The sequence below is a fragment of the Paenibacillus sp. 1-8 genome (genome assembly GCF_056316205.1).
On the sequence record NZ_CM149995.1, the window covers coordinates 4,047,378 to 4,071,191 of the forward strand.

Sequence of the window (23,814 nt, forward strand, 5' to 3'; positions counted from 1 at the left end):
TAAAAGCCACCTACGGGCGGGTCACGTCTCTTTTAGCGACATAACGGGTCTTTATACCCAAACTGCGTTACAAAGGCTGTAAACCTATTTTCACGTCCACAAGGGTTATTGCATAATCCGGTGAACGGTGTACACATCTTTCACCCGTTTGATCCGCTCTACAACAGAATGTAAATGATCCGTATTGCGAATGAGTATCGTAATGTGAATCATCGCCATTTTATTTTTGTCCGTACGGCCTGTAACGGCTGAGAAGCTGGTTTTATTTTCGGAAATAGCCTGTAGTACCTCGTTCAACAAGCCGTTACGATCATGACCCGTAATCTCAATATCGACGCTGTAATTTACTTCTGCGGCTTCTTCCCACTCAACCTCAATCACACGCGCCTGATCTTCGCCCGTACCCGAAGGGATATTAGGACAATCCGTGCGGTGAACGGATACCCCGCGTCCACGTGTTACATAACCGATGATGTCGTCTCCCGGCACGGGATTACAACATCGTGCAAAACGTACGAGCAAATTGTCGACGCCTCTGACGCTGACACCATTGGTCGGTGTTTTTTTCCGTTCGCCCTGCGGTTTATATTCCTTGACCTCAGACGTCAACTCAATCAGTCGCGCCTCTTCTTGCTCCCGGCGCAGCTTTTCTGTCAGACGTGTGCAGATCTGCGCTGCTGTAATCCCACCAAAACCGATCGCAGACAGCATATCCTCAATATCGTTAAAAGAAAACTTCTGCGCAACTTCCTGAAGCTTGTCGTCGCTCATCCATACCGAAGGCTCTATATCGCGTTTTCTCAGCTCGCGTTCCAGATTCTCACGGCCTTTTTCGACATTTTCCTCACGCTTTTCCTTCTTGAACCATTGCTTGATTTTACTGCGTGCGTGAGAGGACTGAGCAATTTTGAGCCAGTCCTGACTAGGTCCATAAGAATGCTTGGACGTCATAATTTCGACGATATCGCCAGTTTTAAGCCGATAGTCCAGCGGCACAATTCTTCCGTTTACCTTGGAGCCAATTGTGCGGTTCCCGACTTCAGTATGGATGCGGAAAGCAAAGTCCAGCGGAACCGATCCGGCTGGCAGCTCAATAACCTCACCTTTTGGCGTAAATACAAAAACAAGGTCAGAGAAAAAGTCCATTTTGAGCGATTCCACAAATTCCGACGCGTCCTTCGCCTCATTTTGCAGCTCCAGAATTTCGCGAAAAAAGGTGATTTTATCCTCAAAATTGGTATTATTCGACCCGTTGCCTTCTTTGTAGGCCCAGTGAGCCGCGATCCCGAATTCAGCAGTACGGTGCATATCCACCGTGCGAATCTGTACCTCGGTTGGTTCGCCGTTCGGACCTACTACTGTCGTATGAAGAGACTGGTACATGTTGGCCTTAGGCATGGCGATATAGTCTTTAAACCGTCCCGGCATCGGCTTCCACAATGTATGGATAATGCCCAGTGTGGCATAGCAGTCCTTAATGTTATCCACAATGATCCGAATCGCCAGCAAATCATATATTTCATTGAATTGCTTGTTTTTCGTCGTCATTTTTTTAAACACACTGTAAATATGCTTGGGACGCCCGGATAGATCGGCCTGAATGCCCATCTCTACCAGCTTCTCAGCGATGCGTTCTATAACGTTATCAATAAACTGCTCCCGCTCTGCCCGCTTCTTGTGCATCAAATTGGCGATGCGATAATATTGCTGAGGATTCAGATAGCGCAGAGCAATATCTTCCATTTCCCATTTAATCGCGGAAATACCTAGTCTGTTCGCGATCGGACAGAAAATTTCCAGCGTTTCATAAGCGATCCGGCGCTGGCTTTCCTCGGACTGGTATTTCAAGGTGCGCATGTTATGCAGACGATCCGCCAACTTGATGACAATGACGCGAATGTCCTGTGCCATGGCAATAAACATTTTTCGATAATTTTCGTTCTGTTGTTCTTCCTTGGAACGGAACTGGATACGCTCCAGCTTCGTCAGACCATCGACAAGCATCGCACATGTATCGCCAAAATGCTCACGAATCTGCGCCAAAGACACCGTTGTATCCTCCACAACGTCATGTAAAAGAGCGGCGATAATGGAGATGGTATCCATCTGCATATTAACGACGATATCAGCAACCGCAAGCGGATGCAGAATATAAGGTTCACCGGACTTGCGAGTCTGGCCGGAATGGGCCTGCTCAGCAAAATCGTAGGCTTCCCTGATGCGGATAAGATCTGCTTCTCTGGTATAGGCCCCAGCCTTTTTAAGTAATTGCTCTATCCCCATTCTGCTCTATTCCGTGTCCTTTCTATGCAAAATGGAACCCGCCGATCAATGTCGCGCAAAGGTTCCCTTTTAAAAGTGATTTCCTACAATTATGACGGTTACCACGTCACACGTCAACTATTACAGGTTTGGCATTGTCGTGTCATTCCGACACATATAGGTCAATGAAATCAGGATTGTTGACAAAATGAAACGAATTATATTGAAAAAAATACGAAAAGTAATTAATGTATATAAGAATAATTGAAAGAACTAAGGAGTGAACTGCGTTGCAACGCGAAATTCAAGTTAATGAAAAGCTTCCGGCAGGACCCGGGTTCCTGCTCAGCGTACAGCATTTGTTTGCCATGTTTGGCAGTACCGTGCTGGTACCGAATATCTTCGGTGTCGATCCCGGCATGATTTTGCTAATGAACGGAATTGGCACATTGCTGTACATCTGGATCTGCCGTGGCAAAATTCCCGCCTATCTCGGCTCCAGCTTCGCTTTTATCGCTCCAGTTAGTCTCGTGCTTAAAAATAACCCTGGTGGCAATGGCTATGCCATGGCCCTCGGCGCTTTCATTGTTACAGGTATTATTTTCTGCCTCGTTGCGCTGGTGATCAAATATGCCGGAACCCGGTGGCTGGACGTTGTATTCCCACCGGCTGTCATGGGCTCCATCGTGGCCCTGATTGGTCTGGAGCTGGTTCCCGTTGCAGCAGGCATGGCAGGCATTATCAATGCCGATCCAACCAAAGCCTGGACCCCGGATCCCAAAACCATTACCCTTTCCCTTGTTACACTCGGTGTCACTGTTCTGGGAGCCGTACTGTTTCGCGGTTTTGCCAAAATCATTCATATTCTGATCGGTATCGTGGTGGGTTATGTGCTCGCTTATTTTATGGGCATGGTAAATACGCAAGCGATTGCGGACGCTCCTTTTTTCGGACACCCTGCAATTACTACTCCAGTATTTAACACCTCAGCTATGCTGACGATTCTTCCAGTCGCTCTGGTGGTTATCGTGGAGCATATCGGGCATTTGCTTGTGACCAGCAACATTGTCGGACGCGAGCTGTCCAAAGATCCCGGCCTGCATCGTTCGCTGCTGGGTAACGGTATCTCCACTATCTTTTCCGGCTTTGTCGGCTCGACGCCCAATACAACCTATGGTGAAAATATCGGAGTCATGGCTTTAACGAAAGTGTACTCTGTATGGGTCATTGGCGGAGCGGCTGTCATTGCCATCCTGCTGTCCTTCTCAGGCACCTTCTCGGCGATTGTTTCCAATATCCCGGCTCCGGTCATGGGTGGAGTATCCTTGCTGCTGTTCGGTGTCATTGCGGCCTCCGGTCTAAGAATCTTTGTGGAGCAAAAAGTTGATTTTGCCAAGCCGACTAACATGCTGCTTGCTACGGTCGTACTTGTTGTTGGAATCAGCGGTGCTACACTCACTTGGGGTGCTGTCACCCTGAAAGGTATGGCACTCGCTACGATTATTGGCATTATCCTTAGCCTGTTCTTCAAGCTGATTGAAGTTCTTGGCTGGTCCAATGATAAAACTCAGGAACCCTTGACAGAAAAAACACCGGATTGATGCCTGTCTCATTATTAAAAATCGCCGACTCCATGTGCTGCGAATGAACACAATCTGCCAAACGGCAAAACGTGTTGACCACAGCATATGGAGAGCGGCGATTTTTTTATCATACTGCCTGTATTTTCAAACAATATCACACACGAAAACGGGATACCACCTGCTTGAACGTATCAGAAACGCCTGTAAGCGACTTGGCTGAGCTATCCAGACCTTCCAACGCTTTCAGTTGCCGCTCGGACCGTTCCCATCTCTATACACATAATTGGATCGATATGTCGCATCAGGCTCATACGCATCCTTGGTTTAAATTGAAATGTACGCAATATAACCACCACTGCCCCTTTTCAACTGTTTATCGACATTTTGTTCAAATTATTTATAACGATTTCCGTAAATGAATTGAAAGTTCATGTGAATTACATCTCCAACCAAAAACATACCTAAATAAAAAATAGCCCGATGGAGCAACTCTTTAAGAAAAGAGAAGTTCCATCGAGCTATTTAGGTTATTCATGCTCAAATATTTCCCGGGAAACCCCCCGGCTTTAGACGCTTAGTACGTAATCAGCGTAAACACATCTACGTCAGGCAATTTCACCCGTCCATTTAGATCAGACAGCTCTATAAGAAAAGCAGCCCCTACCACATTTCCACCAAGCTGACGTACCAAATTCACTGATGTAGCGATGGTTCCGCCTGTAGCAAGCAGATCATCCGCAATCAAAACCTTTTGTCCCGGCTCAATTGCATCTTTATGCATAGCCAGCATGTCCTTGCCGTATTCCAAACCGTATGCTTCCTCGATAGTCTCACCAGGCAGCTTGCCGCTTTTACGGATGGGAATAAAACCAACACCAAGTGCATAAGCTAGAGGCGCACCTACAACGAATCCACGTGCTTCGGGACCTGCAATCAGATCAATTTTCAAATCCGATACCAGTTCCTTCATATCATTGATTGCCTTGCGGTACAGTTCTCCATTTTTCATCAGGGTCGTAATGTCCTTAAAACTAATCCCTGGTTGTGGAAAATCGGGAATCACCCGAATATATTCTTTGTAGTCCAACTTAGTTCCTCCTACTGTAACTTCTAATTAGTATATCCATCCTACATCATCAGCTTTGAGGCTATGCCTCAAGACGCGCCCTTCATAAGCGACATAATCCAGCTTGTCATCTGGGTTGTATCCGCATCCAGCAAATAACGCTCCATTTCAGCCATATCATGCAATTCCTGATAACGTGGAGAAGCTGTTAAATCCCGCTTGGGCGGATTGGACACAAAACAGAATCGCTCTTCTGTACGCGTTATAAACTCAAGCTCCTCGAAAATATCCAGCACTTTAGATAGCATCCGCACTGAGCAGGAGCATTGGCGGCTAAGAGCGGGCAGCATCGCTTTTTCATCTACAAGCTTCGTCCCCATTTGGGAAAGCACAACGTAAATTCGCTTGAACAGCTCCCTGTCCGGGCTGACGAGCCGACCGCCTCGTTCACTGACCGAATGAAGGAGAAACACATTCTCTACATCTTCAAACGTAGACCACAATGCCTGCAACTGCTCCGGTGTAGCCGGTGGCTCCAACACGAACAGTGACTTTACAGAGTGTTGCGCATCCCTTCGGCCATCACCGGGAGTAACGCCGCCCTCCTTATCATATACCCATATGGATCCGGCGTTCACTGGACGAGACGGACGAAGCCTGGACGACGGATGCATCACAACCGCAACGTCATTTTTTCGTTCTTCTATACGAGGATGAAAGATCTTAAGCCCCCGCTCCAGCTCGGCAAAAGGGTCCGATACTCCCCGATAATCAAAAATTTGCGGAGCCTGTACACGGATATCCTGCATCATCAGCTGGAGGGAGCGTTTACCGTTCCATTCATTAATAGACAGCTCCCCCAGCAGATCAAGCTCGGTTTGCTGCTGCAAAAAATCAGCCAGATCGCCACGTCGGAAGGCAATCGCATCCAGCGATAATCCGTTCTGTTCCAATAGCAACTTCACATGATTCTTCTCACGCCCCATTTTACGGGCCTCACGCAATTGAAGACCCTGTAACACGAAACGTGGAGAAGGGTTCCCCATACCAAAGGGTTGAAGTAACTCCAGTTCTTCAACCACCTGTACAGATACCTCGTCCAGACGACAAACCATATCTGCCTCGGCTACAGGAACGAGATTGTCTGGCGTCAGAATGGAAGCAGCATAGCGATTTAACCGTTCCTCAAACGATGCCAGATTGTCGCGAGACAGCGTCATACCCGCAGCCGAAGGATGACCGCCAAAGTGCTCCATGAGATCATGACTGTCTGTCAGAGCACTGTAAATGTCCAAGGCTGGAATAGAACGGGCCGACCCTTTGCACATACCTGTTTCTGCATCTATGCCAAGAATAATGGTTGGACGATAATAGCGATCCAGCAGCTTGGATGCCACAATCCCCACGACACCCACGTTCCAGCCTTCACCAGCCAATACGATTACAGACGGCAGCGTGCCTCCATTCAGCTTGGCTGCCAACTGCTGCTCGGCTTGTTCCACAATACGTTCAACTACTTGCTGACGCTCCCGATTGAGCAAATCCAGCGCATGCGCGAGCTGATCTGCTTCTTCCTCCTGCTCTGTCGTCAAAAGGGAGACCGCCCGGCCCGCATGATCCAGGCGTCCGCTGGCATTAATCCGCGGAGCCAAGGCAAATGCGATGTTGACAGAGGTCACTGAAGACATATCCACGCCCGCTACACCAAGCAACGCCCGGATACCCGGAAACGCAGAGCTTCTCATAGACTGAATCCCTCTACGTACCATCGTCCGGTTCTCACCATGTAATGGCATCAGATCGGCTACCGTACCAATAGCAGCAATTTCAAACCATTCCTCGGGAACTTCACCCAGTAGCGCCTGTGCCAGCTTTAGAGCCACACCAACACCAGCAAGGCCCTTAAATGGATAGGGACAGCCGGGCAGCTTCGGATTGATCAGTGTATACGCTTCAGGCAGCACAGCAGGAGGCTCGTGATGGTCAGTTACAATAACATCTATGCCCAGGGTTGCCGCATAAGCGATTTGCTCTACTGCACTAATTCCCGTATCCACCGTAATGACCAGCGTAACCCCTTGCTGATTAGCCCAATCAAGGGCATGATTGTGCAGTCCATATCCCTCATTGGATCGGTGCGGAATATAAATATCATACGAAGCTTTCAGGAAGCGCATAAGCTGAATCATCAATGACGTACTGGATACCCCGTCCGCATCATAATCACCATAAATTAATATGTGTTCGCCACGCTCCAGCGCCTGACGGATTCTCGGCACTGCCTCTTTCATGCCCAGGAGCAGAAAAGGGTCGTGTATGTCGTCTGCGCTTCCGTACAAAAAGCGGTTTGCTTCCCCGGCCGTAGTGACACCCCGATTCACTAAAAGCCGGGACAACAATGGTGAAATCCCCAGCTCTTCCGTCAACGGCTGAGCCGCTTCCATGTTAACCTCCGAGGTCTTCCATCGGTACTGCGAATGAAGCAATCCTATTCACCTTTCTTTCATAGTCGTCCTGCCATTATTGCAGCAGGGACGACACATCATTATCCGGTAGTTCATGATTAGACTTGTAAGGATACCCGGCTTGATAAGAAACGAACTGCATCTGTACATGGGTCACCTGCGGAAACCGCGCCAGTAGCAGATTTTTTGCCCGATCAGCAATTTCCTGCGCTTCTTGCACCGTAATCCGGGGATTCACGCTAATGGTTACATCCACAGTTATAAAAAGACCTGCTTCCTGCGCATGCAGATGCTCAACTGTTACGATACCATGCACCCGCTGAATCGTCTCCATGAAGCGTTGTGAGTCTTCCTCACGCAGAGGTTGTGCAGGAGCCGGATAGGCGGTATTCAGTACCATAAGATATCCTTTACGCAACACCAGACAGGCTACCAGCAGCGCAGCGGTCGGGTCAAGATATAATAATGCAGGCCACTCCATCGCTTCGCCTGTCATTGCCCCAATCATACCGATCAGTGCAATCAGTGACGCATAAAGCGAGTACCGTTCATGATTAGCGTACAAATCTGCTTCGGCCTTATGACCGTGTTTAATGGAGTAGCGGTATTGAAACTGAAATAGCGCCTCTCTCAGCACCAAAGCAGCGAAGGCGGTAATGAGCGCATACAGACCTGGAGCCTGCGGCTCTGGGCTGCTTAAAGAGCGAACAGCCAATATGCCCAGCTGAAGACCACTCATCAGCACTAATATAGCCAGTACCACCGATATGACCGTCCGGACTTTTTCACCGTTCCGCAATCGTGCCAGTATACCATGCTCTGCTGCACCTTTGGAGAACAAAAGCTCCTGCAAACGAGAAGCACTATCCGCAGCCGTGTGCAGCGCATCCCCCATCAACGCCTTGCTGTTTGCCGCATAACCGACGGTTCCCTTTAGAACAGCCAGTGCAAGATTACCCACAATCCCGCTCCACGCCGCAGTTTCCAATGATCGGCTGCGTTCGCTATTCACAACGTATCCCCCTCAATCCTGAACTGACAATTCCCCGGTAATGCTCCATTTCAAATTCTCCAAACCTTAGAAAACCGCGCCCATACAGACGCGGCTTTCTCTTTAGTTCATACTGCTGATGTCAAGCGTAATTTTAAGACTTTGCAGTCTTGGCCGCACCACCGCCAGCTGCCGGAGACTTTTGTTTTCCTTTCAAGGCCACCCACAGCGGGCTGGCAATGAAGATGGAAGAATAAGCACCAAACAACAAACCGATAACCATCGCAAGCGAGAACATCCGAATCGACTCGCCGCCAAAAATGAACAAGCACAAGGAGGCAATAAACACAGTAAACACCGTTGCAAGTGAACGAGTCATTGTCTGTGCAATACTGTGATCGACCACATGCTCCAGGTCGTCCCTGGACTTCTTCTTAGCAAATCGTAAATTTTCCCGAATACGGTCAAAAATAACGACGGTGTCATTGATGGAGAAGCCGACAATCGTCAGAATTGCTGTAATAAAAGTCAAATCCACCTCAAGACGGAAAATGGAGAAGATACTGATAACGAGAAACGCATCATGCAACAGCGAAACGATGGCTGCAATGGCGAACCGCCATTCAAACCGGATCGAGATATAAATAGCAATGGCCACGGAAGCCAACAAAATAGCCCACAACGCATTCCGTTCCAGTTCTTGCGCCATTTCCGTATCTACTGTATTAACCTCAAAGGAAGCCTTTGGATCAAGCTCTTTATTAAAAGATGTTTTAAAATCATTTACTTGCTGATCCGTCAACACCTGCGAAAAACGAATACCGAAGCGCTCTTTACCCGGCGTATAATCCACCTCTTTGCCGATACCCTTCTTGTCCAGCAAAGTTTGAATCTGTTCCTGTGTAACTGCTTTGGTCAAATTAACGTCCACATTGGAACCGGAACGGAAGTCAACACCGTAATTCAAACCGAATATGGACAAGCTCAAAATGCCTAGCAGCGTAAGAATAATCGAGAACGTGTAAAACCACTTGCTCATTTTGACATATTTATAGTCCCAATTAAAGCGCACTAATATCACTCTCCTTCACACCAAAATACTTGGGCTTCTTCACAACATCCGCTTTAACCAGCAGATTGAGCAAGAAACGGGAGAAGAAGATATTCGTCAAAATACTGGTGACAATATCAACCATGAGCACCAGAGCGAAACCTCTAACCGAGCCTGTTCCCAGACCGAACATAACAGCCGCCGCTATAATAGTCGTAACATTGGCATCCATAACGGTACGGAATGAAGCTTTACCACCTGCGATGACAGAAGAACGAATCGTTTTACCTGTCTTGATCTCTTCTTTAATCCGCTCATACGTAATGATATTGGCATCGACCGCCATCCCGATCCCCAGCACGAACGCTGCGATACCCGGAAGCGTGAGTACAAACCCGCCTAAGTAGAAGATGGCAAGCACCATCCAGGTATGAACGATGAGACAGAAGCTGGCAACCAGTCCCGGTACACGGAACATCAAAATCATGAATACCAGAATAATGATCGAACCAATCAAACCGGCACGGATCGTTTGATCCAGTGACAGTTGACCCAGCGTAGCACCTACACTCTGAGAATATTTTTCCGTCAGTTTGAGCGGAAGAGCACCCAGATTAATCGTATCCGCCAGCTTGTTCGCTTCATCACGAGTGTAGTTACCTGTGATTGATGCGCTACCATCCGTCAATTCTCCACGTACAGTAGGTGCAGACAGCAATTCCTGATCCAGGAAAATAGCTAATTCTTTATTAAGAAGTCGCTTTGTAATCTCTGCAAATTTGGCTTTGTCTTTTACTTTGATACTAATTTCAGGCTGATTCAGCTGGTCGAAGCCGACAACAGCACCATTCTCCACAAAATCATTACCGCGAAGCTCAATTTTGCTGTATTGGCCCGGCTTTTTGGCATCCGCTGCCGTTGCACTGCGGAAGGTCAACTCGGCAGGCTTTTTCAGCATGGAGCGGACTTCTGCTTCATTGGAGACACCAGCAAGCCGTACACGAATACGGTTGGTACCCTCCGTTGTTACTTCCGGCTCAGTTGTACCAAGCGCGTTTATCCGTCTCTCCAGACTTTGAGCTGTTTGTATAAGAGACTGGCTGGTTACACTCTGCCCGGCTTCCAAAGGCTGGGCTTCATATAAGATTTCAAAGCCTCCCTTTAAATCGAGGCCTAGTTTTAAACTGTTCAGCAGGCCCGGGCTTGTCCCGACCATAACACCAGTGGTTATGAGCACGACCACGATGAAACTTAGAATTCTCTTCATTCCGTCCCATGTTCCCCTTTCATTCTCAATATTCCTATTATAGCTACCCCTCAAAAAGCAGTCAATTTGAACGCAAAAAAAGACCCCCTTCTATTCGAAAGTGGAGCCCCGTAGTGCGGACATTGTCAAATAGTTCATAAAGCTCGTCGCTTTAAGGGAAAGTATATCGTTAACGAGCTTGTGCAGCGGAGGAATACCCTCCTTTTCATATTTATGACTGACGCAATTCCACACGTCCTTGCTTGTGACATGCTCATAGCCTACGAGAATCAACTCGTCCGCCTTGCTTTGACACAGCATCTCAATTGCGTCATCCCAATCCTGCTCATCCAGCTCTTCCATACCCACGATGGCCGTTCCTCCTCCCAGCGACTCCGGTTCCGCAGATCAGCAATTAGCGGGGTTATTGACTGCTTTATAGAACATTTCTGCCCTGATCCTGGAAAACCCTTCTTTTTCGTCGAAAATAGCCGTAAACCAACAATATATGCATTCATTTCGATCGTCAATAGCAGAATTCACCACTCCCCCTCTTGTTGTCCTGATCCCTCTGCTTTCAGTCGGAAAAGCTTGTCATGAACATGGACAGGTCCGGCATATCTTTTACAGTAACACATAGACGCGGAATTCATTTTTGGGGAAGAGGGAGTTGCGATTGAAAAAGCAGACATTCATCCATGGAGCAATTATTTTATTAGCAGCTGGAATTATCAATCGGCTGCTGGGTTTTATTCCGCGAATCGCGCTCCCGCGTATTATCGGTCCCGAAGGAGTCGGCTTGTACCAACAGGGGTATCCCTTTTTTATCGTGCTGGTAACCCTTATTACCGGGGGCATACCGCTTGCCGTAGCCAAGCTGGTAGCCGAGTCTGAAACTGCGGGTCAACCCGAAATGTCACGGCGTATTTTGCACACCAGCCTGCGCTTCACTGTTACACTCAGCCTGCTTGCCATGGCGCTCTGTCTTCTATTTGCCCCTTGGATTACAAGCCACCTGCTGACAGACAGCCGTGTATATTATACATTTGTCAGCATGAGTCCAATGATTGTCATTGTTGCTGTTTCCTCTGCGTACAGAGGCTATTTTCAGGGGAAACAAAATATGATTCCGTCCGCAAGCTCCTCCATTGCCGAGACTGTCATACGCATTTTTTGCGTCATCTGGTTTGCTTACCTGCTCCTTCCGCATGGCGTGGCCTACGCTGCTGCAGGGGCGATGCTCGGTGCACTGGCGGGTGAACTCATCGGCATGATTGTGCTTCTAGGGCAATACAAATGGAACCAGCGAAAAGATCATGTACCCCTACAACCGGAGGTATCTTCACCTTCAGCAGCTCATTCCAAACAACCGTCTATGTTGTCACGACTTCTGTCTATATCGGTTCCCGTAACAGCCGGAAGACTTGTGGGGTCGTTGTCCTATTTGCTTGAATCCATTCTATGTATGCGCAGTCTGGCCGTAGCAGGTATTGCCACCGGAGTGGCAACCGCTCAATACGGGGCCATGCAGGGTATGGTCATTCCAGTGTTATTACTGCCCGGTGTTCTCACCAGTTCACTGGCTGTTTCCCTCGTCCCTTCCTTATCCGAAGCTGCTGCCAAGGGACAAATCACAGCGATTCATAAGCGATTGCATCAATCACTTCGACTTGCTTTGGTTGCAGGAGCCCCATTTGCCGTCATTATGTACGTATTGGCAGAGCCTCTGTGCCTGCTACTCTACAATAATGGCGACATTGCGGGCATGCTTAAGCTCATGGCTCCCTTTGCTCTTTTTATGTACATTCAGGCCCCGCTTCAGGCAGCACTTCAGGCACTGGATCGTCCCGGAAGTGCCTTATTCAATACCTTTGTCGGAGCCGTTATCAAAATCGCGCTTATTGTCTGGCTTGCTTCCCAGCCTCAATACGGTATCTATGGAGCAGTCATCGCTATTTGTATCAACAGTGCCATAGTCACGCTTCTGCATGGCTTCAGTGTAAGCAGATTGCTTCGGTTTCGCGTGCGGCTGCTTGATTTCTGGAAAACCGGTGTGGGCATGATTATCATGGCAGCTGCGGTCTTATATGCTTACAGACATCTAACGGTTTTCGATCAAATGTCGCTGCAATTTCTTTTTGCCGCAGGCTTGGGCATTATTCTGTACCTTTTTCTGATGACTCTGACCAAAATGATTGACTGGGACAATCTCAACCGTATCCCCATCCTGAGAAGATGGTTTAAGGCATAACAGGCTTAATCCGAGGATTCCCCAAAGGCAGGCGGCGTAATATATACATCGCCTTTATGGTTAACCGAGCACAAGAAAACATCCTTAAAATCTTTATGCCCTTGAGCTTGAATCTGATTTTTAAGCCAAAAACGGTTCATATCCATACGCTCCAAATTTCGATCCAGCACCTTGCCATCCATAATCAACGGAATGGGAAGGCCTTCATATCTAAACTTCCCGCCGATTTGAGGCGAAGGATGGACTTTATCCTCCTGTTGATCGTTGTTTATTAAATTCGTTTGTTCTAAATTTGGTTTCTGCTTTTCAGATTCACTATCTCCAACGTCATCATCTTTACGTATGACCGTGAGCTTGCCTGTCGTTTCCAAAATAACATATTCTACATCGTCCAAGCCTTCGATATTTTGTTCCCGAAGTTGTAACAGCAGATCATCTAAATTGTAGCGTTGCTTCAGCATTTCTTCCTTATTTACCTGTCCGTTGGAAAACAACACACTGGGCTTACCATCAAACAGCAGCCGCAGTCGTCGACTTTTTAGACTGAAATACGAAATACCGATCTGCAAAATCAGCAACACGCCCAAAGGAATCAGCCCTCCATACAACGGACGCTCTATATCTTCCAAACTGAATACAGCGATTTCCGCAATCATAATGGATATCACGAGGTCAAAAACAGACAATTTTCCGATCTCCCGTTTACCCATTAAGCGCATAACCAGAAATACAATAAAGTACATGAGAAACGTTCGAAATATAAGTGCAAAAATATCGTGACCCAACATGTCCGCCTCCTCTCCTGTACTTGCGACAAGACATTTGCCGTTCATTGTACACGTATTCTGACCGTTCCTCATATCAACCATACAGAAAACAAAAGGTTAAATTATTGAAATAAAGACAAAGACTGCTTACGACTTGGTACTAAGCCGGGAGGCTTGGCCATAGAATTATAATAGTTCAAACCTTGGTACAGGAGGAATTATCAATGGAGCTCATTCGCCGCTGGTGTTCGTTTCGTCTGGCCCATCCCATTTTATCCGGCTTGTTTTATGCTTTTGCATGGATGCTGCTTGGCGCATTTATCCTTTCGCTACTCTTGTGGCTGACACAGATGCAGGAACAGGATTTATCGTTGTATACGTACATCGTTCATGCATTCGCCATGGTATCCGGCGGCTTCGTCGCCGGTAAAAGATCCACGAACAAAGGCTGGTATCAAGGCGGTATTACAGGCATCCTGTATGGGCTAATCGTGCTGCTGGTCGGTTTTCTGGCACTGGATGCAGGCATGAACGCCAAAGATCTTTTGCATCTGGGAATTGCCTTTATCATTGGAGCAGGGGGCGGGATGTTTGGGATTAACCTGAGCAAATAATCAAAATGCATGTGGCAAAACAACACAAAAAACCGAGCCCTTCTCAAAGGCTCGGTTTTTGCATGGTTATGCTAATATTCTATGACTTGGAAACAACTTCCTCGGAAGCTGTATCTTTTGCAATCGCATTGCTGATCGCGCTGCGATCAAAGGTCAGCTTCGTAACATCATTCACACGCAAAACAACCACATCATCCGTAATCTCCAAAATCGTACCGTGAAGACCTCCGATCGTAATGACTTTATCGCCCTTTTTCAAGGCTTGAAGCATCGTTTGACGCTGCTTCTGTTTTTTCTGATTCGGACGAATCAACAAGAAATAGAAGATTACAAACATCAACGCCAGTGGCCAGATCATTTGAAAAAGTCCTCCAGTTCCACCGGTTGCAGCAGCTGTAGCAAAATGAAACATGTTAAATCCCCCTTCGTATACTCTCCCCTAAAACTTAAAAGCCTTTATCATTATCATGAAGACCGTACTGCTCAAAAAATTCATCGCGGAAATCAAGCAGCCTGTCATCCATAATCGCTTGTCTGACATTGCGCATCAATTGAATTAAGAAATGCAAATTATGATACGTTGCCAGTCGGAGCCCGAAGGTTTCATCCGCTTTAATCAAGTGTCGTAAGTAAGCACGTGAATAATTACGACAGGTATAGCAATCACAAGCCGGATCAAGCGGGCTAAAATCTCTTGCATATTTGGCGTTGCGAACGACAAGACGACCTTGGCTGGTCATCGTTGTCCCATTGCGAGCAATTCGTGTTGGAAGTACGCAATCAAACATATCCACACCACGGATAGAGCCTTCAATCAAGGCATCCGGTGAACCTACGCCCATCAAATAGCGTGGCTTGTTAGTAGGAAGCAGAGGAAGCGTATAATCCAGCACTTCATACATCAAATGCTTCGGTTCACCTACGCTCAGTCCACCAATAGCATACCCCGGGAAATCCATGGAAGTCAAATCCGCCGCGCTCTGCTTGCGCAGATCTTCATGCATGCCCCCCTGAACAATGGCAAACAACCCTTGATCATGAGGACGCGCGTGTGCCTCCAGACAGCGCTCAGCCCAACGGCTGGTGCGTTCCAACGACTTTTTCACATACTCATATTCAGCAGGAAAAGGAGGACATTCATCGAAGGCCATCATAATATCCGAGCCGAGCGAGTTTTGAATTTCCATGGCCACTTCCGGCGAAAGAAACAGCTTATCTCCATTCAAATGAGAGCGGAAATGAACGCCCTCCTCCGTAATTTTACGCATTTCACTCAATGAAAACACTTGAAATCCGCCGCTGTCCGTTAAAATAGGACGATCCCAGTTCATAAACTTGTGCAGCCCACCCGCTTCACGAATAATATCATGACCGGGACGAAGAAACAGATGGTACGTATTACTCAAAATAATTTGAGCATCCATTTCCTTCAGTTCCTCAGGACTCATCGTTTTAACTGTAGCTTGTGTCCCTACAGGCATAAAGGTTGGTGTTTCAATAACCCCGTGAGGTGTATGCACACGCCCAAGGCGGGCTCCCGACTGCTTGCAGGTTTTAATATGTTCGTATCTTATTGCTGGTTCCATATTTTCTCTACCATCCTTAATTAATAAATGAACATTGCGTCCCCAAAGCTGAAAAACCGATATTCCCGGTCAATCGCCTCCTGGTAAGCATGCATAATATTCTCCCTGCCCGCCAGTGCACTGACCAGCATAACCAATGTGGATTTAGGCAAATGAAAATTTGTAATCATCGCATCCACCACACGGAATTCATAACCTGGATAAATAAAAATCTGCGTCCAGCCACTGCTGGCCTGTAATAATCCGTCACCGAATGTATTGCCCACCGTCTCCAGCGTCCGGCAACTGGTTGTCCCCACCGCCACGACTCTTCCGCCACGCGCTTTGGTTTCATTTAGCACATCTGCCGTTTCCTGTGACAATGAGTAATATTCTTCATGCATCACATGCTCTTCAATCGTATCCACAGACATGGGTCTGAACGTTCCTAAACCGACATGAAGTGTGACAAAGGTGATGGAAACACCCTTTTCTCTAATTTGATCTAGCAATTCCTCTGTAAAATGCAACCCTGCGGTTGGAGCTGCGGCTGAGCCTTCATGCCGGGCATAAACCGTCTGATAACGCTCACGGTCATCCAGTTGCTCCTTGATATACGGTGGAAGCGGCATTTGTCCAAGACGATCCAATATCTCCTGAAAAATACCTTCATATGAGAATGAGAGCACTCTTCCGCCCATATCTCCTTCTTCCTCAATGACCGCCTTCAGCTCATCACCAAAAACGATAACCGCGCCCTTTTTCAACTTCTTGCCGGGTTTTACCAATGCTTCCCATCGGTCACCCTCCAGTTGCTTGAGCAGTAACACCTCGGCCTTAGCTCCCGTGTCTTCCTTGATACCGAACAAGCGTGCAGGAATCACTCGCGTATCATTTAGCACCAGTGTATCGCCGGGCTGAAGATACTGCACAACATCTGAAAATGTATGATGGCCCACTTCACCGCTATCCTTGCTCAGTGTTAGTAATCTCGAAGCACTTCGATCAAGCAAAGGTGTCTGTGCAATTAATGTTTCAGGTAATTCAAAATCGTAGTCGTTTACGTTCATATATTGGTCAGTCCTTAACTATATCCACATTTTTATAATAGTGTTGCAAAATTCTCTTGTAATCATACCCCTGATCAGCCAAACCGTTGGCTCCCCATTGTGACAATCCCAAACCGTGACCATTCCCTTTGCCTGTAAAAATAAAGCTCTGCGTTTTGTCGATGACGCGCGCATGACGATCTTCATTCATGACGATCACCCCGTTACCGCTGGAAGTGCTGCTCCCTGATGCCGACAGGATTGTAGTCCCCTGTGCACCATTTACATGAGTAGTAGCCCCATCAGCGCCTAATACAGTATAACTGCCAGTACTCGCAATATCAAACAGCGTGCTCGGCAATCCGCCCATTGCTGAACGATACATATCAGGATATTTCACCTTTAAAGGCGATCCATTCGCTTCAACCTCCAGCACACGCCCGGACGGACCACGTTTGGTGACATCGAGATGGTCAATAGAGGACGGTATTGTGCCCGTTACTTTCCCTTGCAGGGATTTTACAAGCTGAGCGGCCGTAAAGGGCCCCCGTACCCATGCGTAGTCTCCGGATTGAGGTACCTTTTCCAATACAATCATCTCTTCACCGGGCTGTACCTTGGCTACTGCTGCCACGGTTGATTGAATTTGAGGAATGGAACGCACATTGGTATTTTCAGCAGTCACGGTAACTTTGTCTAGCCCCGCCTCTGTGACTCCCTCCAGTTCCTTAACGTTATCCTCACGGATATAGCCTGTCTTTCCGCTGGAGAGAAGCACGTGATACCACTCCTGTGCTCCTTTTTGCGCCGAAGTATCTCCTGAGCTATCTACGCTGGCAAACGATTCACCGCCACTGTTCCACACCTCGGAAGCATCCGCTGTAACACCGCCCGCATTGGACGAAAATACAGCTTCGACCACCTTGCCACCACTTTTAATCACTTCACCAGCGGTTGCATCTACGGCCTCGCTAACATTCGCATGCTCCGAGCCTTTGCCGTTATAAGCCTGGCTTAACGTTCCATCCACCACGTTCCCGATCTGAAAACGATTGCCTTGGGCAAGCGCATAGCTGCGAGCCGCCACCGCTTGAGCCTTGAGCGCTTCAGCCGACCACGAGGAATAGACTTCAGCTCCTACCACAGAATACAAATACTGCTCCAACGGCACTTCGTTAACAAGTGCCAGTTGTCCTGACGTCATGCCAATTTCCATGTCGCCACGATATGTACGCTGTGATCTCTCGATCACTTGAATTCCATCACTGCCTCCGTTGACCATAACCTTGCTATTATCAGAACCACTCAGCACATAATGAGTCATCACCTGAGAGCCTGTCGTTACTCCTGCTTCCTGTCTCACAATCAGTCCGGTTTGAGTAGCGTTGACTTTAGAGAGCGTAAGTCGCGGTTGCTTGCTTTCCAGTTCTGTTTTCAAAGCGGACAACTTGCTGTCATTACTCTCTTCTCCGACCCACACAGCATATTGACCTCTCGATTGAATGACGGTAAAAGCATCAAAACCTGCGGCAGCAATCGTCGTCCGAACGAGATTAGCCTCTTGTTCGCTTCCGTAGTTTCCCGTAGACCAATGCTTGTTCCCCGTAACTTCGGCCTGTGCTCCGGTTGCAGTAGAAATACGCTGTACAGCAGCCTGCGCTACCTGTTCAGTCGCATATATTCCTGCATACACCTGATAGACAGAGCTACCGTTTTTCGAGCCAATAAAAACCATCGGTTTATCATTCGTCTTTTGCAATGCTTGAGCTGCTTTTATCGCAGCCGCTTCATTTCCTTCCAGTACCTTTACCCGATAGCTGTCTACACTAAAACGGGCCGTACTGTCTGGAAGTCCTGTCCAAGACTGAAAGCTCCCCCCACTGTTTTGTCCAACACTCAGGCCCCCTGATGATTTCAAGGTTACAGCGGGTACAGTCGCTTTATATTTGCTGCCTAGATCCGCAAAGATCACTACACGAATATCCTCTTGGGCAGTAGCGGCGTGAACAGTCGGAGACCAAGGCAGGCAAACTACAGCTAATACTATAGCCGCTGTTGCCCGTTTGGCCCGACCCGCCCATGTGCCGAAAATTGTGCTTTGATTCAACGCTTTTTCACTCATTTCTGGCTCCCCCATTTCTGGCTGTCATAGCACGCATACTGCATGATTTGGCGGGGACTTGACTCAAACCTGTCCCTTTTAATACATCGGCGAAATACGCCTAAACTTGAACCCGCTCAAATCTTAATTCACGCACTCTCTTTCTCCATACCATCCGTGCTGTAATATCATATTTATCATAGTCGTGTAATCACGTTAAGAACTAATCTCAGCTACATTTTTCTGTGTATGAGCCGCTACTGCCTGTTCTCATGTGATAAAAATATACACTCCCTGCTCACCTTGAATCCGTTGGCATGGGAATTCCGAGGTGAGCATAAGCCGCCGGAGTCACCATCCGTCCCCGTGGCGTTCTTTGCAGAAGGCCGATTTGCAACAAATATGGCTCATACACGTCCTCGATCGTCTGGCTTTCTTCACCAATGGTCGCTGCAATTGTATCCAATCCCACAGGCCCGCCACGGAATGAATGAATCATCGCCTTAAGCATTTTATGATCAATTTCATCCAGTCCGCGCGGATCAATTTGCAGTCTCTTTAACGCCTCTGCGGCCAACTCTGAATGAATAATACCGTCTCCGGCAACTTGGGCAAAATCACGCACCCTTTTTAACAGCCGATTCGCAATCCGTGGCGTCCCCCGTGAACGCAATGCGATTTCTTCGGCTGCATCCCCGACAATCTCAATCTCCATAATATCCGCGTTCCTTGATACGATGTAGGCTAGCTCGTCTGTCGTATAGAACTCCAACCGACTAATGACACCAAATCGGTCACGCAACGGCGCAGAAAGCAGCCCAGCGCGCGTAGTAGCCCCGATAAGCGTAAAGGGCGGCAAATCCAGACGGACTGAACGCGCACTCGGGCCTTTGCCAATCATAATGTCCAGCGCAAAATCCTCCATTGCCGGATACATGACTTCTTCCACCGTACGGTGCAGGCGATGTATCTCGTCAATGAACAAAACATCGCCCTCTTGAAGATTTGTCAGCAACGCTGCCAAGTCTCCGGGTCTTTCAATTGCCGGACCTGAGGTCGTGCGTAAATTAACGCCCAGCTCGTTGGCGATAATATTCGCGAGCGTCGTTTTTCCTAATCCGGGCGGACCGTACAGTAGCACATGATCCAGCGCCTCTTTACGCATCTTGGCCGCTTCAATATATATTTTCAAATTTTCTTTCACTTGATTTTGCCCGATATATTCGTTCAGATAACGGGGGCGAAGGCTTAGCTCCGCCGTCTCGTCTTCCATCATCAAATTGGCGGAAATAATCCGGTCATCCATTTTCCATCGCTCCTCCTTTTCACCAGACTTCTTTTAATGGACATCGTCGTCCTATCCGGCAAACAACAGTTGCAAAGCTCTTTTCATCAAAATATCGGCAGATTCATCAGGTTTCGCGTCTTTCTTCATTCTGCTCCATACCTTATCCAGCTCCGCATCTGTGTAGCCCAGCGCCTTAAGTGCTTCTCGTGCCTCGCTCCAATAGGAACCCTCACCTTCCTCCACGACAGGCTCCGCAAACAATCCGGTCGCAATCCCAACTGAGCCGATGCCGTCCAGCTTGTCCTTCAAATCCAGAATCATGCGTTGCGCCGTCTTTTTACCGATGCCCGGCAGTTTGGTGAGAAACGCGATGTTCTCTTGATAGATTGCCGTTATCACATGGGTAGGCGTACCGCCTCCCAAAATACCAAGCGCCACACGCGGCCCAATTCCGGATACATCAATCAGCTTACGGAACAACTGTTGTTCCTCACGAGTCGCAAACCCGAACAGTAAAGTAGCATCGTCCCTTACATGATGATGAATATAGATGACAATCGGCCCTTCCGTTTTGGCAAAGGCATAAGGGTTCGGACAAAATACCCGATACCCGACCCCTTGCACATCCAAAACGACATATTCATTTTCCAAGTGAGCCACTGAACCACGCAAGAAATCTATCATTTTCGCAATACCTCATTTAATTTTGAATTTAGTCCATATGAATGCGCATGACAAATAGCTACTGCCAAAGCATCCGCCACATCATCCGGTTTGGGCACGACTTGAAGCTTCAGAAACATTCTTACCATTTCCTGTACCTGCTTCTTCTCAGCCTTTCCATACCCTACAATAGCCTGTTTAACCTGCATAGGCGTATATTCCCCTATAGGCAAACCACGTTGTTTCGCAGCCAGCACCAGCACACCACGCGCCTGACTCACAGACATTGCAGTTGTTACATTACGATTAAAAAAAAGCTTCTCCAGCGCTACCGCATCAGGTTTATATTTATCAATCAATTGCAGCATGCCTTCATATACATGAAGCAATCGCTCTTCTTCCGGTGTATGGGCCTCCGTCTGGATACAGCCATATTGAACAGGAACCACCTTACTGCCGATCTTGTCCACAAATCCAAAGCCCACAATTGCAATACCCGGATCAATTCCTAGAAAACGCAAAAAAATCTCTCCCCTATCGCCAAAATACGGCGTTAACTAGCCATCAAAGATTTAATATCAAAACCATAATCATTGCCAAATGCTAAACAAAGCGAACATATGTGTCGTTCATTTCATTATAACAAAACTTTGCATCTAATAGAGTAAAAAGTTTAACTCTAAGTTCAGCACAAAAAAGAGACGTTATACGCCTCACCCCCCGGGCAAAGCCTACACGCCTCTTTCTTGCATGTAATCAATATTGCTGCTTCAATACCCGCTGTGTTCGCTCCACTGCAAAATCACTAAAAGTAGAGATCACACTGTTGTATTCGCTCATATCCTGCACACGGATTCCCTGCTGGAGCTGCTCATACACTCCCTCGGGCAGAGCCGTCTCCATTGATCCCACATCCAGCTGAAAGAAAGTCCGAATTACTTTTTCTTTTTTAGGCGGCCCTTCAAACAAAGTAAGTTGTCCATGCATACTCATACCCATGTAGGCGTGCTGTTTGCATAACTCAGACAAATCCTCCACCTTACGCTCCAGCCACACCTCGCCTCTGGTATTTAACCGTCCCTTCCAATCGGGATGCTGCTTCAGCAAGCTCTCTAACTGCTGCGAACTTAACGTTCCCAAGGAAAGCGTCTCTGTGCCACACACATAGGTGGTTAACAAATGAGTCTTCCTACCGATGCCCGAAGCACGGATACTTTGCAATACCTGCACCTGCGAGGAATGCACTTCAGCCGAACTCGTGTGTGAAGGCTCCTTCGTATCAACGTCCGCCATAACGGTAGTAGCGAGGGGCTGTGACAGCATAGTTTGCATATGACGTGAAAACAGAATACCGAAACCTGCCAGCAAACAAGCCGATCCAAAAATAGTACAGGCCCACACCGTTCTTCTCCACTGCTTCCAGCGTCGTTTAATTTGTTTTTTCCAGCTTAATCGCTTCACAGTAATCCCTTCCGTCCCACTTTTTGTGTTAGTGTGGCCTGACGATTACTGATTTATACAAAAAAAGACAACAAATACAACAAAAAAAGCCGCTTCTTCAAGCGACTTTCCTTTTGAATCGGGATGACACGATTTGAACATGCGACCCCCTGGTCCCAAACCAGGTGCTCTACCAAGCTGAGCTACATCCCGAAATACATGCCGGTGAGAGGACTCGAACCTCCACGGTTTCCCTCACGATTTTGAGTCGCGCGCGTCTGCCAATTCCGCCACACCGGCTTATGAAGTTAAATGGCGCGCCCTGAGAGATTCGAACTCCCGGCCTTTTGATTCGTAGTCAAACGCTCTATCCAGCTGAGCTAAGGGCGCAAATATGGAGCGGACGACGGGAATCGAACCCGCGACCCTCGCCTTGGCAAGGCGATGCTCTACCGCTGAGCCACGTCCGCAATACAATAATATCCATGACATATAAGTTCATGAATGGTGAGCCATGAAGGACTCGAACCTTCGACACCCTGATTAAAAGTCAGGTGCTCTACCAACTGAGCTAATGGCTCCCAACAGAGTAGTATAACTTTGGAAAAATGGCGGAACTGACGGGATTCGAACCCGCGATCTCCTGCGTGACAGGCAGGCATGTTAGGCCTCTACACCACAGTTCCATAGATAATCCTAAGGAAAATCAATTGCGGGGACAGGATTTGAACCTGTGACCTTCGGGTTATGAGCCCGACGAGCTACCGAACTGCTCCACCCCGCGATAATATTAGGGAATACTTTATAAAAAAATATGGTGGAGGCTGAGGGGCTCGAACCCCCGACCCTCTGCTTGTAAGGCAGATGCTCTCCCAGCTGAGCTAAGCCTCCATATTATGACCCGTAGGGGAATCGAACCCCTGTTACCTCCGTGAAAGGGAGGTGTCTTAACCGCTTGACCAACGGGCCACACAATAAATAATATCTGGCGGAGAGAGAGGGATTCGAACCCTCGAGACGCTTTTGGCGCCTACACGATTTCCAATCGTGCTCCTTCGACCAGCTCGGACACCTCTCCATATGGCTCCCCGAACAGGACTCGAACCTGTGACAACTCGATTAACAGTCGAGTGCTCTACCAACTGAGCTATCAGGGAATAGCAATCATAAAGATTCGCTTGGCGACGTCCTACTCTCCCAGGACCCTGCGGTCCAAGTACCATCGGCGCTGGAGGGCTTAACGGTCGTGTTCGGGATGGGTACGTGTGGAACCCCTCCGCTATCGCCACCAAACATGTATTTGACTAGCAAATACTCTTTTTTTTCAGGAATCAGCATCACCAAATGCTGTGTGTTAGTTCTGTTTAGTATAAGCTACTTGAGCTTATACCTTACCAAACTTACACCCTGAA

19 protein-coding genes, 11 tRNA genes and 1 rRNA gene are annotated in these 23,814 nt (G+C 47.9%); 3 read left to right on the plus strand and 28 right to left on the minus strand.

The window, feature by feature from the left end:
* Positions 1-105 precede the first annotated feature (105 nt).
* Positions 106-2,283: a RelA/SpoT family protein gene (locus tag AC0WRU_RS18505; protein WP_476125881.1), complete on the minus strand. Its 2,178-nt coding sequence runs from the start codon at positions 2,281-2,283 to the stop codon at positions 106-108.
* Positions 2,284-2,552: 269 nt separating this feature from the next.
* Here AC0WRU_RS18505 and uraA point away from each other — a divergent pair, with 269 nt between their 5' ends.
* Positions 2,553-3,863: a uracil permease gene (gene uraA, locus AC0WRU_RS18510; RefSeq protein WP_431087326.1), complete on the plus strand. Its 1,311-nt coding sequence runs from the start codon at positions 2,553-2,555 to the stop codon at positions 3,861-3,863.
* A 556-nt stretch (positions 3,864-4,419) separates the two neighbouring features.
* On the opposite strand, the gene AC0WRU_RS18515 is transcribed toward uraA, so the two are convergent.
* The 6 genes from AC0WRU_RS18515 to AC0WRU_RS18540 all read right to left on the minus strand — a co-directional run bounded on the left by AC0WRU_RS18515 (position 4,420) and on the right by AC0WRU_RS18540 (position 11,033).
* Positions 4,420-4,932, minus strand: coding sequence for an adenine phosphoribosyltransferase (locus AC0WRU_RS18515; protein WP_476125882.1), 513 nt, complete (start codon positions 4,930-4,932; stop codon positions 4,420-4,422).
* A 68-nt stretch (positions 4,933-5,000) separates the two neighbouring features.
* A complete protein-coding gene (gene recJ / locus AC0WRU_RS18520; RefSeq protein ID WP_476125883.1) occupies positions 5,001-7,397 on the minus strand; it encodes a single-stranded-DNA-specific exonuclease RecJ in 2,397 nt (798 codons plus the stop codon).
* 34 nt (positions 7,398-7,431) lie between these two features.
* Positions 7,432-8,388: a cation diffusion facilitator family transporter gene (locus AC0WRU_RS18525; protein WP_476125884.1), complete on the minus strand. Its 957-nt coding sequence runs from the start codon at positions 8,386-8,388 to the stop codon at positions 7,432-7,434.
* Positions 8,389-8,521: 133 nt separating this feature from the next.
* Positions 8,522-9,439 carry a protein translocase subunit SecF gene (secF, locus tag AC0WRU_RS18530; RefSeq protein ID WP_476125885.1) on the minus strand — a complete coding sequence of 306 codons (918 nt, stop codon included), beginning with the start codon at positions 9,437-9,439 and terminating at the stop codon, positions 8,522-8,524.
* Positions 9,429-10,685 carry a protein translocase subunit SecD gene (gene secD / locus AC0WRU_RS18535; protein WP_476125886.1) on the minus strand — a complete coding sequence of 419 codons (1,257 nt, stop codon included), beginning with the start codon at positions 10,683-10,685 and terminating at the stop codon, positions 9,429-9,431. The genes secF and secD overlap by 11 nt, the downstream gene beginning before the upstream one ends.
* A gap of 90 nt (positions 10,686-10,775) precedes the next feature.
* The gene (locus tag AC0WRU_RS18540) at positions 10,776-11,033 is read right to left on the minus strand and encodes a post-transcriptional regulator (RefSeq protein WP_013311570.1); all 258 of its coding nucleotides are present in this window, start codon (positions 11,031-11,033) and stop codon (positions 10,776-10,778) included.
* Positions 11,034-11,340: 307 nt separating this feature from the next.
* Between AC0WRU_RS18540 and spoVB the strand changes: the two genes are divergently transcribed.
* The gene (gene spoVB, locus AC0WRU_RS18545) at positions 11,341-12,915 is read left to right on the plus strand and encodes a stage V sporulation protein B (RefSeq protein ID WP_476125887.1); all 1,575 of its coding nucleotides are present in this window, start codon (positions 11,341-11,343) and stop codon (positions 12,913-12,915) included.
* Positions 12,916-12,920: 5 nt separating this feature from the next.
* Here spoVB and AC0WRU_RS18550 read toward each other — a convergent pair whose 3' ends face one another.
* Positions 12,921-13,700: a YetF domain-containing protein gene (locus AC0WRU_RS18550; protein ID WP_025681898.1), complete on the minus strand. Its 780-nt coding sequence runs from the start codon at positions 13,698-13,700 to the stop codon at positions 12,921-12,923.
* Positions 13,701-13,906: 206 nt separating this feature from the next.
* On the opposite strand from AC0WRU_RS18550, the gene AC0WRU_RS18555 reads away from it, so the two are divergent.
* Positions 13,907-14,296 (plus strand): TIGR04086 family membrane protein, encoded by a 390-nt coding sequence (locus AC0WRU_RS18555; protein WP_025681897.1) that lies wholly within the window; start codon positions 13,907-13,909, stop codon positions 14,294-14,296.
* Positions 14,297-14,375: 79 nt separating this feature from the next.
* Here AC0WRU_RS18555 and yajC read toward each other — a convergent pair whose 3' ends face one another.
* The 20 genes from yajC to rrf all read right to left on the minus strand — a co-directional run bounded on the left by yajC (position 14,376) and on the right by rrf (position 23,695).
* On the minus strand, positions 14,376-14,708 hold the full coding sequence (yajC, locus tag AC0WRU_RS18560; protein ID WP_025681896.1) for a preprotein translocase subunit YajC: 333 nt from the start codon (positions 14,706-14,708) through the stop codon (positions 14,376-14,378).
* Positions 14,709-14,742: 34 nt separating this feature from the next.
* Positions 14,743-15,882 carry a tRNA guanosine(34) transglycosylase Tgt gene (gene tgt, locus AC0WRU_RS18565; RefSeq protein WP_025681895.1) on the minus strand — a complete coding sequence of 380 codons (1,140 nt, stop codon included), beginning with the start codon at positions 15,880-15,882 and terminating at the stop codon, positions 14,743-14,745.
* A 20-nt stretch (positions 15,883-15,902) separates the two neighbouring features.
* Positions 15,903-16,931 carry a tRNA preQ1(34) S-adenosylmethionine ribosyltransferase-isomerase QueA gene (gene queA, locus AC0WRU_RS18570; RefSeq protein WP_025681894.1) on the minus strand — a complete coding sequence of 343 codons (1,029 nt, stop codon included), beginning with the start codon at positions 16,929-16,931 and terminating at the stop codon, positions 15,903-15,905.
* A 7-nt stretch (positions 16,932-16,938) separates the two neighbouring features.
* Entirely contained in the window at positions 16,939-19,032 is a 2,094-nt protein-coding gene (locus AC0WRU_RS18575) for a SpoIID/LytB domain-containing protein (protein WP_025681893.1), read from the minus strand.
* Positions 19,033-19,309: 277 nt separating this feature from the next.
* The gene (gene ruvB / locus AC0WRU_RS18580; protein WP_476125888.1) at positions 19,310-20,317 is read right to left on the minus strand and encodes a Holliday junction branch migration DNA helicase RuvB; all 1,008 of its coding nucleotides are present in this window, start codon (positions 20,315-20,317) and stop codon (positions 19,310-19,312) included.
* 51 nt (positions 20,318-20,368) lie between these two features.
* Positions 20,369-20,983, minus strand: coding sequence for a Holliday junction branch migration protein RuvA (gene ruvA / locus AC0WRU_RS18585; RefSeq protein WP_476125889.1), 615 nt, complete (start codon positions 20,981-20,983; stop codon positions 20,369-20,371).
* Positions 20,980-21,483, minus strand: a complete 504-nt coding sequence (gene ruvC, locus AC0WRU_RS18590; protein ID WP_014282985.1) for a crossover junction endodeoxyribonuclease RuvC — start codon at positions 21,481-21,483, stop codon at positions 20,980-20,982. The genes ruvA and ruvC overlap by 4 nt, the downstream gene beginning before the upstream one ends.
* Positions 21,484-21,718: 235 nt before the next feature.
* Positions 21,719-22,423, minus strand: coding sequence for a BofC C-terminal domain-containing protein (locus tag AC0WRU_RS18595; RefSeq protein WP_476125890.1), 705 nt, complete (start codon positions 22,421-22,423; stop codon positions 21,719-21,721).
* A 118-nt stretch (positions 22,424-22,541) separates the two neighbouring features.
* Positions 22,542-22,615: transfer RNA gene (locus tag AC0WRU_RS18600), tRNA-Pro, on the minus strand.
* 7 nt (positions 22,616-22,622) lie between these two features.
* A tRNA-Leu gene (locus AC0WRU_RS18605) sits at positions 22,623-22,702 on the minus strand.
* Between the two features lie 13 nt (positions 22,703-22,715).
* Positions 22,716-22,792, minus strand: a tRNA-Arg gene (locus AC0WRU_RS18610).
* A gap of 5 nt (positions 22,793-22,797) precedes the next feature.
* Positions 22,798-22,872, minus strand: a tRNA-Gly gene (locus AC0WRU_RS18615).
* Positions 22,873-22,907: 35 nt separating this feature from the next.
* Positions 22,908-22,983, minus strand: a tRNA-Lys gene (locus AC0WRU_RS18620).
* Between the two features lie 28 nt (positions 22,984-23,011).
* Positions 23,012-23,088 (minus strand) — tRNA-Asp (locus AC0WRU_RS18625).
* A 24-nt stretch (positions 23,089-23,112) separates the two neighbouring features.
* A tRNA-Met gene (locus AC0WRU_RS18630) sits at positions 23,113-23,186 on the minus strand.
* A gap of 31 nt (positions 23,187-23,217) precedes the next feature.
* Positions 23,218-23,293: transfer RNA gene (locus AC0WRU_RS18635), tRNA-Val, on the minus strand.
* 6 nt (positions 23,294-23,299) lie between these two features.
* Positions 23,300-23,371: transfer RNA gene (locus AC0WRU_RS18640), tRNA-Glu, on the minus strand.
* Between the two features lie 17 nt (positions 23,372-23,388).
* Positions 23,389-23,480 (minus strand) — tRNA-Ser (locus tag AC0WRU_RS18645).
* A 3-nt stretch (positions 23,481-23,483) separates the two neighbouring features.
* Positions 23,484-23,559, minus strand: a tRNA-Asn gene (locus AC0WRU_RS18650).
* A gap of 19 nt (positions 23,560-23,578) precedes the next feature.
* Positions 23,579-23,695, minus strand: a 5S ribosomal RNA gene (rrf, locus tag AC0WRU_RS18655).
* Positions 23,696-23,814: the final 119 nt, after the last annotated feature.